The organism is Sphaerimonospora cavernae (assembly GCF_042435035.1).
GTDB classification, from domain to species: Bacteria; Actinomycetota; Actinomycetes; order Streptosporangiales; family Streptosporangiaceae; genus Sphaerimonospora; species Sphaerimonospora cavernae.
Genome location: NZ_JBHMQT010000035.1, coordinates 17,773 through 33,774, shown reverse-complemented (window position 1 = coordinate 33,774; position 16,002 = coordinate 17,773). Strand labels below are relative to the sequence as shown.

The window sequence follows — 16,002 nt, the reverse complement described above, 5'->3', positions numbered from 1 at the left end:
GCCCTCACGCGCATCCCCGGCGGTTCAGCGCAGCGCGGTGGCCGACGGCATGATATCGCCGCGGAACATACCCGCCGGGTCCACCCGCTCGCGCACACGGTCGACGGCGGCCACCTGCTCCACGCTGAGATGTCCCTGCGGCTGGGTGTGGGTCTCCACGAACGTCGGGACCGTACGCCCGGTGTCCCACGGAGCGAGCGCGGCCCGCACGGTCCCGATGTGCCGGGTGATGGCCTCGGCCGTGCCGGTGAGGCCCGGCACCCCACCGCCGGAGTAGGCATACGGCGCGCTGAGGTGGTCGAGCGCGCCGCCCTTCGGATGCGGTACGGCGTAGGCGCCGCCGAGCTGGCGCAGCCCGGCCGCGATCAACGGCGATCCCGACCCGGCGCCGATCACCCTGAGTAATTCGTCTACGCCCTCGTCCCCGAACTCGTCCAGCAGCATGTGGTCGCCGAGGACCGCCACCGGATCGGCGGGATCCATGTGGGTATCGAGCACGCTCACTGGCGCGGTCGTCTGCCAGGTGTCGAACACCGGCTCGGCGACCGACCGCAGCGGGCCGAGCAGCTCCTCGGCATACCGCTCCGCGGTGGCCACGTCGTCGGCGGTCTCGGCGAGCACCGCGCCGTCCACGCTCAGGATGGGGCCGGCGGACAGTGCCGGCGGCACCTCGGGCAGCCTCGGCAGGTTCAGCACCCGGACCGAGGTCGCCGCCTCCGCCGGGGCCTCCAGCGTCCACCTGCGCCAGATCCGGAGCAGGCGGGGAGCGTGGGCCGCCGGCCAGCAGGCCGCCCCCGTCACCACCTTGACCGCGGGAAAGAGGTCGACCTCGACGGCGGTGACGACGCCGAATCCGCCGCCTCCGCCGCGCAACGCCCAGAAGAGCTCGGGATCGGAGGACTCGTCCACCCGCCGCGGTTCGCCGTCGGCTGTCACCAGCTCGACGGCCCGGACGCTGTTGGCGGCCAGGCCCGTCCTGCGGCCGTAGAAGCTCAGCCCACCGCCCAGGAGATAGCCGACGACGCCGACCGTCGGCGATGACCCATGAGCGACCGCCAGGCCGTACGGCGCTGCGGCCCTGGCCACCGCACCCCATTTCGTGCCTGCCGGGACGCGGGCGATCCGGCGGCGCGGGTCCACCTCCACAGCGCCGTCCATCTCCGGGCGGAGCAGCAGCGCGTCGTGCATGGGCAGGGCAGCGGGGGCGGCGTGCCCGGTCGTGAGCACCCGAACGGACAGTCCCTCTTCCTCCGCGAAGCGGATCGCGTCACGGATCTCCCGGACGGTCCGCACCACCGCGGCGGCGGCCGGCTCCGGCGGTGCCGCGAGGTTGAACACACTCGTCGCGGCCTGATACCCCGGCTCTCCCGGGTGCGTGACGGCCAGGGTCCGCGTGTCGACGTCGTCTCCGGTTCTCACGGCTCACCCCACGCGCTCAGCGGTGACGAACAGGAAGGTACCCGGGCCCGACTGCTCCCGGACGATCATCTTCGCGTCCGCCAGCCAGCGCCTGATCTCGTCCGCTTCGAACAGCAGCATGCCGGCGGGCCGGCTGGGGAAGTAGTGGGACGCCTGGAAGTGCCGGTTGACGGGGTCGGAGTCCCACACGTAGGTCATCATCGTGAAGGTGCCGCCGGGACGCAGGCAGCGCCCGATCTCGGCGACGGCCGCCGCCGCGTCGTCGGGAAAAGCCTGCAGGGCGTTCCAGCAGACCACCGCGCCCAGGCTTTCGTCGTCGAACGGCAGCGAGAGCGCACTGGCCCGGACCGCGGGGATCTCAGGCAGCCTGCGGCGCAGCACGCTCAGCATGGGCAGTCCCATGTCGAGCGCGATCAGCCGCTCCGCGCCGACCGTGTCGGCGATCACGCTCGTCCATCGGCCGGCTCCCGCCGCGAGGTCCAGCACCGGCCCGTCCACGGGCCGCACGTGCCGCGCGATGTAGTCGTCCTCGTCCGCCGGGGTCACCGCGCCGCCCCAGTTCGTGCCGGCCACCCGCAGGAACTCCGGACGGAGCAGCGCCTCGTAGTAGAGGCCCATGCTCGGCATCTCCGCCAGCTTCCGCAGCAGGTCCGCGGTGGCCTGGTCGGCGGCTCCGGCCGCGTCGCTCGTACCCTCGGTCAGGTCGAGAATGCCGCGGGTGACCGGATAGGTCACCGCGCAGCCGCCGCAGCCCACGCCGTCGGGCCGGAAGTTCAGCGGACCCCGGCAGGAGGGGCACCGCAACGCCGCCGCGTGCGCGCCGAACAGGCCGGCGCCGGACCCGGCCGGGGTGTCGCCGGAACCGGCCGCGGGCTCGGCCGAGAAGGCGGGGTCGCCGACCGTCACCGGCATGCCCTCGCACACCGCCCAGTACGCCTTGGCGCCCATGTATCCCCAGACCGTCCGGGTGTCATTGCGCCAGTTCACCGCCACCTGTTCGGGGCTCAGCGTGCGGATCCAGGCCCTGTCGAAGTCGCGTTCCTCATCCGTGAGCCGCCAGATCGACGGCGCCGGCCACACCCGGCCCACGTCGGGGTCGTCGAGGTCCAGCGTCCGCAGGCAGCGGTCCAGCCGCGACAGGTCGTCCTCCTCCAGCCCCAGCGGCGCCACCTCGGCGAGGATCCGGTCCCGGTCCTCGGGGAAATGCGCGAGCAGGTACAGCAGCGCCTGCCCCCGCGGTCCCCGCGGATCGGCCCGGTTCAGCAGGTCCAGATAGCGGTCCAGGCCCTGCCGTACGGCCGCGCGCACCCGATCGTCCCCCTCGGCGAGCAATCCGAGCAGGACCAGCAGCCGCCCGACCCGGTCGTCGCCCACCAGGTCCAGATATGGCATGAGCTCGCCGACCGCCTGCGGCGCGAGCTCGGTGGGCCGCCCGTCCTCCCATACGGCCGCGACCAGTCGCCGGTACGCCGCCTGGAGCGAGGCGGGCGGTGCTCCGGCGAACTCCCCCACCAGGGTGCGCACCGACGTGTCCGCGCCGGTCGCGTACGTGCTGTCAACACTCATCTGCGGGTCCTTTCGGAAATCCAGTCGGAATGCCGCGGGCAGACGTGGGAGCGGCCGCCTCCTCAGGATCACATTCGCCTCTCGCGCCGGGCATCTCCCGATGTGCGGCGCCCAGGGCGCCGATCCGTCAGCGCCCCGCACCGCAATGGCGGAGATGCGCCGTCGCGTTCGGCGGCAAACCATGGAGGCTGGGCGGTCTCTGTTCTCCGGTCTTTCGACGGCCTTCGGCTCATCCGCGCGATCCGCCGACTCGCACCGTTCAATCTCGTCCGCGACGGTAGAAAGAGGTAAAGAGACACATGAGACGTACGATTCCGATCGAGGTCTGGGTACCCGACCTGACATTTCCCGGCTGGATGGACCGGTGGCGGCAACAGGGCGATGCATTCCAGAGGGCTCACCCCGAATACGAGGTGAAAATCGTCGGGAAGGACTTCTGGCGGTTCCCCCGCCAGGTGGCGGAGGCGGCGGCCGAGGGGCACGTCCCGACGATCTCGGAGTACTACTTCTACATGACCCAGGTGGCCCGGGACTCCCTCGCGCAGGACGGCAGCCCGCTGTTCACGTCAGTGGAGAAGGCCATCGGCGGCCGGACCGAGATCCTCGGCGAGCCCGTCGTGATCGACGACATCATCCCGCCGATGCGGGACTACTACACCTATGACGGCGACCTCACCTCGATGCCCACGGTGGGCACGACGAGCCTGCTCTACGCGAACGCGAACCTGCTCCGCAGGGCCGGCATCTCCGAGCTCCCGCAGACCTGGGAGGAGGTCGAGGCCGTGTGCGAGGAGCTCTCACGGTTCCGGGGCGGCCCCTCCATCACCTGGTCCAATCACGGCACGTTCATCCAGCAGGCGCTGGCGACGCGGGGCGGCCTCATCGTCGACAACCACAACGGCCGGCACGGCCGGGCCACGAGGGTCGACCTGGCCTCCAAGGAGATGCTCGCCTGGGCGGAGTGGTGGCGGAACCTGCACCGCGCCGGCCACTACCACTACACCGGAAAGATCCCGGACTGGGCGGGCACGCTCAAGGCCTTCGCCGACCAGGACGTGGTCTTCCGCATCTCGTCGTCCAACGACGTGAACTACATGTTCCGGGCCGGCGAGGACAACGGGTTCGACCTCGATGTGGGGATCTTTCCCTACGACCACCGCGTGCCCTATGTCGGCAACGCCGTCGCGGGAACCTCGCTCTGGCTGGCCAACGGCCTCGACGAGGCCACCCGGGAAGGCGCCCTGGCCCTCCTGCAGTTCCTGCACAATCCGCACTACGCCGCCGAACGCCACAGGGCCAACAGCTTCCTTCCGCTCACCTACTCGTCGGCGGCCCTGCTTGAGGAGGAAGGCTGGTTCGACCGCTATCCGCACCACCGGGTGGCCTACGACCACGTGATGCGGTTCCCGGCGGGCGTCACGCGCGAGCGGCCCGAACTGGCGGACCGGGTGCCCGCGTCGGAGGGGGCGGTGTTCGGCGACTTCGCCGGGAACCAGGACGTCATGACGCGCGCGATGGGCGACGTGCTGGCGCACGGCGCGGATCCGCTGGATCGGTTCACCGAGGCCACCGCCGAGGCGCAGCGGCTGCTGGACACCTACAACGCCTACGCTCTCAGCTCGGGCTTCCGTGACCCGGACAACAGCCCCACCCACAGCCTCAGCGTGGAGGCCTTCAGCGAGGCGGCGGCCGGCCGCGACTACTCGGCGGCCGACATGGAGGCGGTCGTACGGCTCAACCGCTGATCCTCTCCCTACCGCGAAGGGGCCGCGGACGCCATCGGCGCCCGCGGCCCCTTCCTCTCGGTCAGTTCCGCCGATGCTGGGCGGTGAGCTTCTCCAAGTCGGGGACGATCTCCGACGGGCTCGGCTTGGCCAGCCACTCGGCGTGGATCGCGGCCGCGCCCTCCCGGTAGGCCGGGTCCTCCAGCACGGTGAGGATCCGCGACCTGATCTCCTCCACCGACTGCGTCTGGTGGTCCAGACGCAGGCCGGCCCCGTGCCCGATGACGTATGCCGCCGCGATCGGCGAGAGAATGTGCCGCTCGGCCATCCTGCTGTTCTCACCGTCGCTGACCACGACCCGCTGGGGTTCGTCGGTGTCGGCGATAATCTGGGGCAGGTTCGCGGCCACCGAGGCCCAGAAGGTGCCGCTTGAGCCGTGGTTGATGCTCACCGCACACGTGGGCAGAAGCTGGAGGAGCGGCACGTAGTCGACCGTTCGCACATTGCCGGGGATCCGGGTGATCCCCTCCAGTTGGTCGGCGTTCAGGGTCGCGACCACCTCCACGTCCAAGTCGGCGACCGCTTCGAAAATCTTGGGGGTACGCCACTCCCCCTTGTGGTAGGTCCGGGTCGACAGCCCGACGGACAGGGCCACCCGCGGCCGCTCCGGCCGCTCGTACAGCCAGGCCGGCTTCACCCCTCCGGAGTTGTAGGGGCTCCAGCGGACCGGGAGCGAGGCGATGCCGGTCGACAGGCGCATCTCTCCCGGCATGGGATCGATCGTCCACTGCCCGACCAGCAGTTCGTCGTCCACCTCGACGCCGTAGCGCTCGGCCAGCGGCCGCACCGCCTCGGCCAACGGGTTCCGCGGCGGCACCGCACCGTCCTGGCCGCGCCACCCAGCGAACCTCTCGACGGCCCAGCCGCTGTAGTCCGGGCTCATCAGCATCCGGGCGTGCGCCGCGCCGCTCACCCGCGCGGCCACCGCCCCGGCCGGGAACCACGGGTCCCACAGGACGAGATCCGGCTGCCAGACCCGGGCGAACTCGACCAGCGCCTCGTTCTGCGCACTGGGCCGCGGGGGCAGGTGGAACCGCGCTCCCATCATGTAGTACTGGAAGAAGACGTCCCAGCTGTCACGTTCCGCGGGCGTGATCTCCAGCACCTTCGCCAGGCGTTCCATCTCATCCAGGTCGGGCGGGAGATCGTCGCGGATCCAGCCCTGGGTCTCCGGTTCACCGCAGACGACGGCGGTCAGGCCGGCGGCCACGATGTCGTCGGCCGCGCCCGGCGGACAGGCGACGCAGACCTCGTGCCCCGCGATCTGGAGCGCCTGAGCATAGGGAACGACCGGGTAGAGGTGGCACACCTGCGGCCAGACGGCGAGCATTACGCGCATTGTGATCTCCCTCGGAACATGCTTCGTCTCGCGCGGAGACGGCATCCGGTGCGCGCGGTCACCCGCGCACCCGTACGAACTCGGTGATGGAGGAGACGACGTAGTCGATCATCTCGTCGGTCAATCCCGGATACACGCCGACATGGAACGTCTGGGTGGTGATGATGTCGGTGTTGGTGAGGTCTCCGACGATCCGGTACGGCTGGTCCGCATAGGCGGGATGCCGGACCAGGTTGCCGGCGAACAGCCGACGCGTGCCGATCTTGCGGGCTTCCAGGAAGCCGACCAGTTCCGAGGCCTCGAACGGCGCCTCGGGATCGACCGTGATGACGAAGCCGTACCAGCTGGGGTCGCTGCGCGGGGTCGCCTCGGGAAGCAGCAGGTACGGCACGCCGTCCAGTCCCTCGCGCAGGCGCCGCCAGTTCCGTCGCCGGGCCGCGCAGAAGTCGTCGAGCTTGCCGAGCTGGCTCAGGCCGAGCGCGGCCTGCAACTCGGTGGCCTTCAGGTTGTAGCCGACGTGGGAGTAGATGTACTTGTGGTCGTAGCCTCGCGGCAGCGTGCCCATCTGGTAGTCGAAGCGCTTGAGGCAGGTGTTGCTCTCGCCCGGCTCGCACCAGCAGTCGCGGCCCCAGTCGCGCAGCGACTCCACCACCCGCGCCAGCACGAGGTTCGAGGTCAAGACGCAGCCGCCCTCACCCATCGTCATGTGGTGGGCCGGATAGAAGCTCACCGTGGCCAGATCGCCGAACGTGCCCGTGGGCTCGCCGTCGTAGCGGGAGCCGACCGCGTCGCAGTTGTCCTCGATGAGGAAAAGGTCATGCTCGGTCGCCAGCCGGGCCATGTCCGCGACGTCGAAGGGATTGCCCACCGTATGAGCGATCATGATCGCCCTGGTCTTCGGCCCGATCGCTCGCGCCACCATGTCCACGGTCGGGTTGTAAGTGCCCAGCTCGACGTCGACGAAGACCGGCACCAGGGCGTTCTGCAGGATCGGGTTCACCGTCGTCGGGAAGGCGGCCGCGACCGTGATCACCTCGTCGCCCGGCCGCAGCCGCATGTCCTGCAGCCGCTGCGAGGTCAGCGCGGAGACCGCCAGCAGGTTGGCGGACGACCCCGAGGTCGTGAGGAGCGCCTTTCGCCTTTTCATCTTGCGAGCGAACTCGGACTCGAACCTGCGCGCCCGCTGCCCGGCGGCGACGCGCAGTTCCAGAGCCGCCTCGACCAGTGCCACCCGGTCCGCCACATCGTGCACCGCGCCGGTCGGCCATATCTCGGTGACGCCGGGGACGAATTCCCCGACGGTCTGGACGTCATCGTGATACTTGCGGACCTCGTCCAGAATCAGCGCCTTGTGGTCGTTCATCTCTGGTCCTTAATGGTCGAATGGGCTGTGCGCCGCTCCGCCTCCGGCGGTCGCTCGATCCGCCGAGCAGAGAAGAAACGCCTTTCCGGCCACACCGTCCCAGCATCCGCTCGAAGCACCGCCCCCGCATCTCCTGGATTGCCACACCGAGCGGACGTCGACGGTAATCGGCCGGATTTCCACCCGAGAATTACATCTCGGCTGTGGCGGATTTCGTCGCTCCTCCTCGTTCATCCGAGTCCGCAACCCAGGAGATGCGGCAGGCCAGCCGCGACAATGACGATGAACAAAGGAAGATCATGACCGGGCGGCCATTGGGCTGAAAAAATGAAAATAGCCCTGATCGCACGGGAAAAACAATCTCACTGTGCATTGGGAGCGACGATGCGATTCCTGCCTGAGCAGCAAGGCCCGAAAGTCGCCGTTGTCGGACTCGGTTACGTCGGATCGTGCATCGCGGCGATCCTGGCCGACCGCGGCTGGACCGTCACGGGCGTGGACATCGATGCCGTTCTGATCGACGAACTGGCCAACGGGCACTGCCGGTACCAAGAGGACGGGCTGCCCGAACTGATCAGGAGCACCACCGGCGCCGGACGGCTCCGGGTCACCGCCGACTACGCCCGCATCCGGGATGCCGACGTGGTGCTCATCACCGTCAGCACCCCCGTGCGCCCGGACGGCTCCCTGCTCGACGACCAGCTGCGTGATGCCTGTCTGCGGCTCGGCGCCCACCTGCGCGAGGGCCAGCTGGTGCTGGTGAAGAGCACCGTGCCACCCGGCACCACGCGGCGGCTGGTGCGGCCGCTGCTGGAACGAAGCGGGCTCACCGCCGGAGAGCACTTCGGGCTCGCCTTCTGCCCCGAGCGCTTCGCCGAAGGCACGGCCCTGGGCGAGCTGCGCACTCTGCCGATCATCGTGGGCGGGGTGAACTCCGACAGCACGGCGGCGGCCGAGGAGTTCTGGCGGCGTGCGCTCGGCGTCACGGTCATCCCGCTGGACTCGTCCGAAGCCGCCGAGATCGTGAAGCTGGCAGACAACTGGTGGATCGATCTCAACATCGCGCTCGCGAACGAGCTGGCCAAGTTCTGTGCGGCGTTCGACGTGGACGTGCTGGACGTGATCACGGCGGCCAACACCGTTCCCAAGGGCGCCGGCAAGGTGAACATCCTGCTGCCCAGCGTCGGCGTCGGCGGCTCGTGCCTCGTGAAGGATCCGTGGATGGTGTGGCACACCGCCCGTCGGCAGGGCCTGGAGATCCGCACCGCGCTTCTCGGTCGCGAGATCAACGCGGAGATGCCGGAGTACACCGCGAGGCTCATCCTCGACGAGCTGGCGAGGGCCGGCAAGGAACCCGCCGCGAGCACGATCGCCATCCTCGGCCTGGCGTTCAAGAACAACACAGGTGACCTGCGGTCGACGCCGGTGGAAGGCGTGATCGCGGCTTTGAAGAGGGCCGGGGCCCAGGTCCGCGCGCACGACCCGCTGGTCGACCCGATCCAGGCCAAGGAGCGACTGGATCTCACTCCCGTGGCGAGCGTCGAGGAGGCCGTGCGGGATGCGGACTGCGTCGCCGTCATGGCTCTGCACAGGGAGTTCGCGGACCTCGACTTCGCCGCGCTGCCGGTGGCGCCGTCCTGCCTGGTCCTCGACGGGCGGGCCTACTATCCCAAGGAAAAGATCGCCGAGCTTCGGCGGCTGGGGTACGTCTACCGAGGGATCGGGCGATGAGTCCCATACGTGCGGTCGTGACGGGCGGGGCCGGGTTCATCGGCAGCCATCTGGTGGAGCGGTTGATCAGCCGCGGCGACGAGGTGACCGTCTTCGACGCCGGCCCCATCCCGGACGACCAGTCGCTCGCCCGGACGCATGCCCGGCACGTACGGGGAGACGTCCGCGACCCGGACAGGCTCACCGCGGCGATCAGCGGTGCGGACGTCGTCTACCACCTGGCGGCCGTCGTCGGCGTGGACCAGTACCTGTCACGCCCGCTGGACGTCGTGACCGTCAACTTCCAGGGCACCTGGAACGTCCTCGACCAGGCCGCTCGCACCGGCGCCCGGGTCGTCGTCGCCAGTACCAGCGAGGTCTTCGGCAAGAATCCCGCCGTGCCGTGGCCGGAGGGGGCCGATAGGGTGCTCGGCCCCACGTCGGCCGACCGCTGGGCCTACTCCTCCGCCAAGGCGCTGGCCGAGCACCTCACGCTCGCGTTCCACCGCCAGCACGGCCTGCGGGCCACGATCGTGCGCTACTTCAACGCGTACGGCCCGCGGCAGCGACCGGCTTTCGCGCTGAGCCGGAGCGTCCACCGCGCACTCAACGGCCGTCCGGTCGTGCTGTACGACGACGGCAAGCAGACCCGCTGCTTCACCTTCGTGGACGACGTCGTCACCGGCACCCTGCTGGCCGCTTCCCACCCGGCGGCCGTGGGAGAGTCGTTCAATCTGGGCAGCTCGGACGAAAGCGCCGTTATGGACGCGGTCGGGCTGGTGGCCTCACTGACCGGTGCGCGCACCACCGTGGTGGACACCGTCGCGACGCTCGGATCGGGTTATGAGGACGTGCCCCGGCGCATTCCCGACAGCTCCAAGGCCCGCGCGCTTCTGGGCTGGAGATGCGAGACGTCGCTGAAGGACGGGCTCGCCAAGACGATCGAGTGGGCGCAAGCCAACCCGTGGTGGCTGGCCCTGCCGGACAGCGGCGCGCCGGCCAACTGATCCACGCCCACTGATGCACGTCACCCAACTGATTCGCGAGACCCGCTGATTCGCGGGCGAGCCATCCGGTTCACAAAACAGGCGATCCGGCCGACGTTCCCGTCGGCCGGATCGCCTTTGCGTTGTCCCGCTCAGGCGGCGGTCGCCCCCGCCGGCACCTGCGCGGTCAGCCGCACCGGCAGTGCCCGGTGGCCGTTCATGATGAACGTCGGCAGCGGCTGGAGATCTTCCTTCGACACCGCGAGGCTCAGTTCGGGGAACCGCTCGAACAGCCCGGACAGGCCGACGGTGGCCACCACTCGGGCGATAGCCGCGCCGAGGCAGTAGTGCGGGCCGTACCCGAAGGACAGGTGCTCCTTCTCCGTACGGGTGATGTCGAAGCGCCCGGCGTCACCGCCGTGCAGCCCCGGATCACGGCCCACCGCGCTGTAGTTCACGAGGATCGGATCGCCCTTGGGAATGGTCACGCCGTCCAGGTGGATGTCGGTGACCGCGTAGCGGAGCGGCAGATGCACGAGCGGCGACTCGACCCGCAGCGTCTCGTCGATGACGTCGTCCCAGGTGGCCTGTCCCGTCCTGACCAGATCGAGCTGCTCGGGATGGGTGAGCAGCGAGGTGATGGCGTTGTCGAAGAAGTTGATGGTGGTCTCCGAGCCTGCACCGAGGATCGCGAAGATCGTGTCGGTCAGCTCGACCTCCGACAGACGGGTGCCGTCCTCGTCCCTCGCGGCGACCAGGTCGCTGGTGATGTCCTCACCCGGGTTGCGCCGCTTCTCGGCGATGAGCTCCTCCATCGCGCCCCGCCAGCCGCTGAGGACGGCCTGGGCCTGCTCGGGGGTGACGGTCGTGTCCACCATCATGTCGATCACCTTGGCGGTCTCGACCCGAGCCTCCTCGGACATGCCGATCAGATCGGCCACCAGCCTGGCCGGCAGCGGGTAGGCGAACCACTGCCGCAGGTCGACCACCTCCCCCGGAGCGGTCGCGGCCAGGTCGTCCAGGAGTTGAGCGGTGAGCTCGACGATGCGCGGCCGGATCGCCTCGGTCCGGCGCGGCGTGAACGCCTTGCCGACCAGCCTCCGCAGCCGGACGTGATCCTTACCGTACGCCGTGACCATGTTGTCCATGGCGATCCAGCTGATCAGTTCCCAGTCGGGCGGGATCTCACCGTTGATGAAGGCGGGCCAGTGGTTGCGTGCACTCTTGGTGACGTTGGGATCGGTCAGCAGCTTCCTGATGGCGTCATGCGTGTTGACCGACCAGGCGATCACGCCGCCGGGGAGCTCCACCCGCGTAGCGGGCCCCAGCGTGCGCAGATAGTCCGTCTCTGCGTGGATGTCTCGGCCAGTGGTGTCGAGGACGGGGCAGCGTCTTTCCACGGATGCCTCCAGGGTTTCGTGGCACAGCGGTTCGGTGGAACGCACTCGGGTGCTGGGTCGTGTCCTCGGGGATGACCCCGGGGGTGCGTGATCAGGCGGGCACGGCACCGGACGACGGAGCCGGAAGCCCGTCCGCCCCACCGTCCTGGCCCGCCTCGTCCTGAGCTGTCTCGTTCTGGGAGATCTCGTCCTGGCCGGCTTCCGGCGAGCCCGTGGGCGGCACATGCCTGAGCGTGACGATCGTCAGGACGGAGAGCCCCAGGACGATCAGGGCGCTGACCGCGGCGGCGGAGTTCACCGCGGTGCTGAACGCCCGGTAGGCGGCGTCCAGCAGTTGGGAGCCGAGATCCTGCGGCAACTGGTCGGCGACGGTCACCGCGCCGACGATGCTCTCGCGCGCGCTGTCGGCCGCCGCTGCGGGCAACCCCGAGGGAACGTCGATCCCACCCTGGTAGACCGCGGTGCCCACACTGCCCAAGGCTGCCACGCCGAGCGCGATCCCGAACTCGCCACTGGTTTCGGAGATCGCGGATGCCGCGCCGGTTTTCTCGGCCGGAACGGATCCGAGGACCAATCCGTTGCCCAGCGCGCCCATCGGGCCGAGCCCGGTGGCGGCGACGATAAGACCCGTCACCACGACTGCGAGCCCGGACGAGCCGTCCACCTGGGTCAGCATCAGGTAGCCGACCGTGGTGAGCACAAGCCCGGAGGCCATGATGTGAGCAGGGCGGAATCTGCGTCCGAGCATCGGGGCCAGCAGGACGCTGCCGATCGTCGCGGCGGTCGAGGGCAGCAGCAGCAGTCCCGCCTGCAGCGGCGTCAGGCCCTCGACCGTCTGGAGAAAGATGCTGACCAGCAGATAGCTGCCGTTAGCGACCCCTCCGAGCAGCATGATCACCAGGGCGGCGCTGAACGTGCGATGCCGGAACAGGCCCAGATCGAGAAGCGGATCAGCGAGCCTGTGCTGCCGCCGTACGAAGATCACACCGATGACGGCGCCCGCGGCGATGGCCACGACGGACGACGCCTGCCAGCCGCTCCTCGCCAGCTCCTTGAGGCCGTAGATCAACGGCAGGATCGTGCCCAGCGACAGCGCCACGCTGGTCATGTCGAGGCGGGCCGCGCCGGTGTCGCGGTACTCGGGGAGCAGTATCGGTCCGGCGATGAGCAGCAGCCCCATGACCGGCACCGCGAGCAGGAACACCGAGCCCCACCAGAAGCTCTGCAGCAGCACGCCGCCGATCACCGGACCGAGCGCCATGCCGCCCATGAAGCAGCTCATCCAGACGGCGATCGCGGTGCCCATCTGCCGGGGATCCCGGAACATCGTGGCGAGCAGCGCCATGGTTGAGGGCATCTGGGTCGCGCCGGCGATGCCGAGCAGCGCCCTGGCGACGATCAGCATCTCGGGCGAGGTGGCGTAGGCGGCCATGACCGAGGCGGCGGCGAACGCCGCCGCGCCGATCAGGAGCAGCCTGCGACGGCCGATGCGGTCACCGAGGGTTCCCATCGTCACCAGGAAGCCGGCGATGAAGAAGCCGTAGATGTCGGTGATCCAGAGCTGCTGGGTGCCGGTGGCGCCCAGTTCGCCGCCCAGGTGCGGCAACGCCAGATACAGGACGCTCATGTCGAGGGACAGGAGCAGCGTGGGCAGGGCGAGTACAGCCAGCCCCAGCCATTCCCGCGCGCCTGCCCGCACGGCGGACCCCGCTTCGGTGTTCGCTTCCATTGCGATCCTTTCTCATCGTTTCCGGCCGCCGGTCATGGCAGGTCACGTCGGCGACCGACTATCGGCCGGGTGCCTGCCGGGTCTCCTTCATCACGTTCCTCGGGCGACTCCAACGGCGCATCGCGGGCTCCTCCACCAGCCTGAACAGCAGCCATCCGGCGACGATGTTCGTGAGGATGAGCCCGGCGATGAGCAGGATGCCGCCGAGGACTCCGTACTCGGCGGCACCGAGCACCTTCGGACGAAGATAGAAGAGCACCACCGACTGGGTCATGAAGAAGCCGAATGACGCCCGGCCCAGCCAGACCATCGGCCCGCTGCCCATCACCGTCTTGCGTCCCAGCAGGTTGGCGGTGGCCAGGGAGCCGACGAGCAGGCCGAACGGGACAGCCGTCACAAGCGACTGGTCGTATGGCGCGGGCACCCACAGCGTCGCGACGTACGCGAGCGCCAGCAGGACCGCGGCGGGAGCCGCGCCGATCCGCGGCCACCGGCCGCTCATCACGATGCGGGCGATCAGCATGCCCAAGACGAACTCGATCAGGCGCGACGGCGGGAACATGTAGCTGAACCAGAACTGCGTCAGCGCCAGTTCCTCGCCGGGAAACCTGTCGGCGTCACTGATGACGAAAACGGTGATCAGGCAGATCGCCACCATGCCGGCGACGACTGCTCCCGTCCATGGCCACAGCCTGCGCTCGGAGATCTTCCCGATCAGGATGATCAGCAGCGGGAACAGCAGGTAGAAGAACATCTCCGGGCCCAGCGACCAGGCCGGCATGTTGGCCCCGCCCCACAGCGCGGGATCGGGGGAGAAAGCGTTGACCAGCAGCAGGTTCGGCAGTCCCCACAGCGGCGTGTAGGCGCCGGCGAACAGGAGCATCGCGAGAGCCCAGGTCACCACGTGGTTCGGCAGGATCTTCACCATCCGGCGGCGGTAGTATTCCCGCACCCGCTCTCCCGGGCGGGCCGACCAGGTGATGACAAACCCGCTGAGGATGAAGAAGAAGGAGAGCGCCATCGTCCCGGCCGGGAAGAAGAACCACATCATCCTCTCGCTGAGGACCGGATCACTGAAGGGCGTCGCCGGATCCTGGTCTGCCATTGTCAACGGAAACACGAGATGGCTCATGAAGACCAGCAGCGCGGCGATGAAACGCATCCCGGTCAACGCCGGCAGATCTGGGCGGCGTTCACTCGGTGCGTCGGTGTGGCTGCGCGACATTGCCACGGTCACGGCAGGTTTCCTTTCTCTCAGACCGCCTGAGGGAGGAGGAACCCGGGCCCAGGGCGATCTCGGAATCTCGGCAACATGATTGGCGTCCACCATGGGCAGGCGCATCTCTCCATGTGCTGACCTCGTGTGTGGCTCCGCTTCGCCGTACCGACGCGGCCCACCGCCCGTGGCGCGTCATCCACTCAGACGATGTGCACCTCGGGAACGTAGAGAATCCACCGTCCGCCTCGCTCGGAGAACTTCCGCTCCTTGGCCATGATCTCCTCCGCGTGATTCCAGGCGAAAAGCAGCGCATAATCCGGATAATCATCGGAAAACGCCTTCGGTGACTTCACCGGGATGTGCGTCCCGGCGATGACGCGTCCCTGCTTGGACGGCGTGGAATCGCACACGAAGGGCACCACGTCGGGACCGATTCCGCAGTAGTTGGTCACCGTGGCGGCCTTCGCCGGCGCGCCGTACCCGACGACCCTGTGGCCCTTCGCACGCAGGTCCCCGAGCAGCCCGGCGAGGTCGTCACCGATCCGCCGCGCCCGGCGTCCGAAATCCTCCAGCGTGGCGTGCTCAGCGAGCCGTCCGGCGTCCTCCAGGCCACGCCACTCGTGCACGGCAGGGGAGACCGGGCGCTGGCCCGGCCGGGCCAGCGTGTAACGCATCGATCCGCCGTGCAACGGCACGTGCTCGACCCGCACGAGTTCGAGTCCGAAGCGCTCGGCCGCGGCCTGGATCGCTCTGACTGAGAACACGAACGAGTGCTCGTCGTAGAGCATGTCGAACGCGGTCTGCGCCACGACGCTGCCCAGATAAGGCTCTTCGAAGACGAACACCCCGTCGCGTGCCAGCAGTCTTTCGACGCCGCGGAGCACGGAGGCGAGATGGGAGATGTGCGCGATGGCGTTGGCCCCGAAGACGACGTCCGCGTGCCCGTGTTCGGCGCATATGCGCTCGGCCGTCGATTCGTCGAAGAACTCGGGCAGCACCTGCACTCCCCTGGACATCGAGAGCTCGGCCACCTCCCGGGAAGGCTCGACGCCCAGGTGCCGCACGCCCGCTTCGGCGATCTTCGCGAGCATGACCCCGTCGTTACTCCCGATCTCGGCGATGAACGGATCCCGGCCGGTCAACTCCGCCTCGAGGAAGGTCTCCGCGATGCCCTCGAAGTGTCGGCGGTGCCCCGCCGATCCGGAGGCGTGGTAGGGATACCCATCGTGATATCTGACCTCCTGCGGGATATCCTCCAGCAGTTGGACCATCGTGCACGAGTCACACATTCCCACCGTCAGCCGGAAGAAGAATTCATCGGATGTCTCCCCCGGCAGGGGAAAGGCATTGGCACGTGGTTGCATGCCCAGGTCGACCGCCCCTTTGACCATGCCATCGCAGATCCGGCACCTGTTATCCATGAAACAATGCTAAGGGCATTTGACAGCGAACTCTTATCGATGCTTGCGGCACGACGAAACAATCCG

At 68.9% G+C, this 16,002-nt stretch carries 11 protein-coding genes; 3 read left to right on the top strand and 8 right to left on the bottom strand.

The window, feature by feature from the left end:
* Nucleotides 1-24 precede the first annotated feature (24 nt).
* Both ACFHYQ_RS16265 and ACFHYQ_RS16260 read right to left on the bottom strand, forming a co-directional pair.
* Nucleotides 25-1,419 (bottom strand): FAD-binding oxidoreductase, encoded by a 1,395-nt coding sequence (locus tag ACFHYQ_RS16265; protein WP_394301996.1) that lies wholly within the window; start codon nt 1,417-1,419, stop codon nt 25-27.
* Between the two features lie 3 nt (nt 1,420-1,422).
* Nucleotides 1,423-2,985, bottom strand: a complete 1,563-nt coding sequence (locus ACFHYQ_RS16260; RefSeq protein WP_394301995.1) for a methyltransferase domain-containing protein — start codon at nt 2,983-2,985, stop codon at nt 1,423-1,425.
* A 299-nt stretch (nt 2,986-3,284) separates the two neighbouring features.
* Here ACFHYQ_RS16260 and ACFHYQ_RS16255 point away from each other — a divergent pair, with 299 nt between their 5' ends.
* A complete protein-coding gene (locus tag ACFHYQ_RS16255) occupies nt 3,285-4,730 on the top strand; it encodes an extracellular solute-binding protein (protein ID WP_394301994.1) in 1,446 nt (481 codons plus the stop codon).
* A gap of 61 nt (nt 4,731-4,791) precedes the next feature.
* Here ACFHYQ_RS16255 and ACFHYQ_RS16250 read toward each other — a convergent pair whose 3' ends face one another.
* Entirely contained in the window at nt 4,792-6,108 is a 1,317-nt protein-coding gene (locus ACFHYQ_RS16250; RefSeq protein ID WP_394301993.1) for a nucleotide disphospho-sugar-binding domain-containing protein, read from the bottom strand.
* 58 nt (nt 6,109-6,166) lie between these two features.
* A complete protein-coding gene (rfbH, locus tag ACFHYQ_RS16245; RefSeq protein WP_394301992.1) occupies nt 6,167-7,471 on the bottom strand; it encodes a lipopolysaccharide biosynthesis protein RfbH in 1,305 nt (434 codons plus the stop codon).
* Between the two features lie 384 nt (nt 7,472-7,855).
* Between rfbH and ACFHYQ_RS16240 the strand changes: the two genes are divergently transcribed.
* Together ACFHYQ_RS16240 and ACFHYQ_RS16235 are read left to right on the top strand one after the other, a co-directional pair.
* On the top strand, nt 7,856-9,202 hold the full coding sequence (locus ACFHYQ_RS16240) for a nucleotide sugar dehydrogenase (protein ID WP_394301991.1): 1,347 nt from the start codon (nt 7,856-7,858) through the stop codon (nt 9,200-9,202).
* Nucleotides 9,199-10,188, top strand: a complete 990-nt coding sequence (locus ACFHYQ_RS16235; RefSeq protein WP_394301990.1) for an NAD-dependent epimerase/dehydratase family protein — start codon at nt 9,199-9,201, stop codon at nt 10,186-10,188. Before ACFHYQ_RS16240 ends, ACFHYQ_RS16235 begins: the two co-directional genes overlap by 4 nt.
* A 131-nt stretch (nt 10,189-10,319) precedes the next feature.
* Here the strand turns inward: ACFHYQ_RS16235 and ACFHYQ_RS16230 are convergent, their stop codons facing one another.
* The 4 genes from ACFHYQ_RS16230 to ACFHYQ_RS16215 form a co-directional block, all read right to left on the bottom strand.
* On the bottom strand, nt 10,320-11,567 hold the full coding sequence (locus tag ACFHYQ_RS16230; protein ID WP_394301989.1) for a cytochrome P450 family protein: 1,248 nt from the start codon (nt 11,565-11,567) through the stop codon (nt 10,320-10,322).
* Nucleotides 11,568-11,658: 91 nt separating this feature from the next.
* Nucleotides 11,659-13,296 (bottom strand): MFS transporter, encoded by a 1,638-nt coding sequence (locus tag ACFHYQ_RS16225; protein WP_394301988.1) that lies wholly within the window; start codon nt 13,294-13,296, stop codon nt 11,659-11,661.
* A 58-nt stretch (nt 13,297-13,354) separates the two neighbouring features.
* Nucleotides 13,355-14,533 (bottom strand): acyltransferase family protein, encoded by a 1,179-nt coding sequence (locus tag ACFHYQ_RS16220; RefSeq protein WP_394301987.1) that lies wholly within the window; start codon nt 14,531-14,533, stop codon nt 13,355-13,357.
* Nucleotides 14,534-14,715: 182 nt separating this feature from the next.
* Nucleotides 14,716-15,936, bottom strand: a complete 1,221-nt coding sequence (locus ACFHYQ_RS16215) for a methyltransferase domain-containing protein (protein ID WP_394301986.1) — start codon at nt 15,934-15,936, stop codon at nt 14,716-14,718.
* Between the last annotated feature and the right edge of the window lie 66 nt (nt 15,937-16,002).